The organism is Thiorhodococcus mannitoliphagus, from assembly GCF_010915725.1.
Taxonomy (GTDB): Bacteria; Pseudomonadota; Gammaproteobacteria; order Chromatiales; family Chromatiaceae; genus Thiorhodococcus; species Thiorhodococcus mannitoliphagus.
The window spans coordinates 1-1,830 of record NZ_JAAIJR010000307.1 but is presented as its reverse complement, the minus strand read 5'-3'; the positions used below and the strand labels follow the sequence as shown (position 1 = coordinate 1,830).

The following is a 1,830-nucleotide window of genomic DNA, read 5'->3' as shown; positions in this document are numbered from 1 at the left end:
GGCTTTCGTCCAGGTGCCGGTCGCAAGGTCGGATCGGGACCCTACGGCGAGCCCACCCAGGCGCTTCGGCTCCCGGTGAGCGCGATCCCGACGGTGCGCGCCTGGCTCGCCGCGCGGACGTCCAGCAGGCACCTTCCGGAAGCATTGGCGTTCACCGCCTCACCGACGTCCCTACGATTGCCGCTCTACGGCTCGCGCATCGCTGCCGGCTTTCCCTCGCCGGCCGATGACGACATCGAGGCAACCATCGACCTCAACGAGCAGTTGGTACATCACCCGGCCGCGACCTTCTTCGTGCGGGTTCAAGGCGATTCGATGATCGGCGCGGGCATCCACAACGGGGATCTGTTGGTGGTCGATCGCGCCCTGGAGCCTCGGTCTGGCTCGATCGTCGTCGCCGTGGTGGATGGCGAGCTGACCGTCAAGCGCCTCAAGACCGAGGGCGAGCAGGTCTGGCTGATGCCCGAGAATCCGGACTATCCACCGTTGGAGATCCGCGACGAGATGGCGCTGCACATCTGGGGCGTGGTCGCCCATGCCGTGCGCTCCTTCTGAGCGCCGCCCGTGCTTGCCCTGGTCGACTGCAACAACTTCTATGCCTCCTGCGAGCGGCTCTTTCAGCCGCGCCTGGAGGGACAAGCGGTCATCGTGCTGTCCAACAACGACGGCTGCGTGATCGCGCGCAGCAACGAGGCGAAGGCCCTTGGCATCGCGATGGGGGCGCCATTCTTCAAGCTCGACCCCAAGCTCCGACGACAGGTTGCCGTGTTCTCCTCGAACTATGCCCTCTATGGCGATCTCTCGCGGCGGGTGATGCAGGTCCTCGCCGGCTTTGCGCCGCAGATCGAGGTCTATTCGATCGACGAGTGTTTTCTCGACCTGACCGGCGTGGCGGACCCGATCATCCTGGGGCAGGCCATGGCCCGCACCGTGCGCCAATGGACGGGGATTCCGGTCTCGGTCGGAATCGCCCCGACCAAGACGTTGGCCAAGCTCTCCAACCGCATCGCCAAGAAAGGCGGCCATGGCACCGGCCCGGTGATCGACTGGACCTGTCTCTCGGACCCCGAGGCCGTGCTGGCCGCCACCTCCATCGAGGACATCTGGGGCATCGCCGCCCGCTGGGGGAAGCGCCTGCGCACGCTCGGTATTGCCGATGCCAGAGCCCTGCGCGAGGCCGAGCCGAAGTGGCTACGGCAACAATTCGGGGTCATCCTGGAGCGCCTCTGCTGGGAGTTGCGCGGGCGCGCCTGTTTGCCCCTGCTGCCCGTCGATCCAGCCCGCCGTCAGATCATGGTCTCGCGCAGCTTCGGCGCTGCCGTGACCGACCCGGCCGCGCTGCGGGCCGCCGTGACCCGTTTCGCCACGCGCGCCGGAGAGAAGCTGCGGGCGCAGGGCCTGGCTGCCCCGGCGCTGACGGTCTTCATCCAGACCGATCCCTTTGACACCGCGCGGCCTTTCTACAGCAACGCCATCACCAATGCGTTCGCTCAGCCGACCCAGGACACCCAGGAACTGATTCACCACGCCACCCGAGGTGCCGCGCGCCTGTGCCGTCCGGGCGATGCCTACCGCAAGGCCGGCGTGCTGTTGCCGGATCTGGTGTCCGTGAAAGATGCGCAGGGGGATCTCTTCGACGTGCCGGAGGATGCGGAGCGGAGCGCCCATCGAATGGCTGCCCTTGATGCCATCAACCGCCGCTTCGGTCGTGACAGCCTGCGCTTTGGAAGCGAACTGGCCAGTACGCGGTGGCAGCGTCAGGCGCGGATGACTTCGCCGGTCTCGACGACCCGCTGGAGCGCGCTCCCCAGGGTGTGGGCCTGAAAGCGC

Annotated in this window: 2 protein-coding genes; both read left to right on the top strand. The window is 67.3% G+C overall.

What is annotated here, in order from left to right; translation table 11 throughout:
- Positions 1-555: LexA family protein (locus G3480_RS26400; protein ID WP_476718476.1), on the top strand; the 555-nt coding region annotated here is incomplete at its 5' end.
- Positions 556-564: 9 nt separating this feature from the next.
- Positions 565-1,824: a Y-family DNA polymerase gene (locus G3480_RS26395; RefSeq protein WP_164657168.1), complete on the top strand. Its 1,260-nt coding sequence runs from the start codon at positions 565-567 to the stop codon at positions 1,822-1,824.
- Positions 1,825-1,830: the final 6 nt, after the last annotated feature.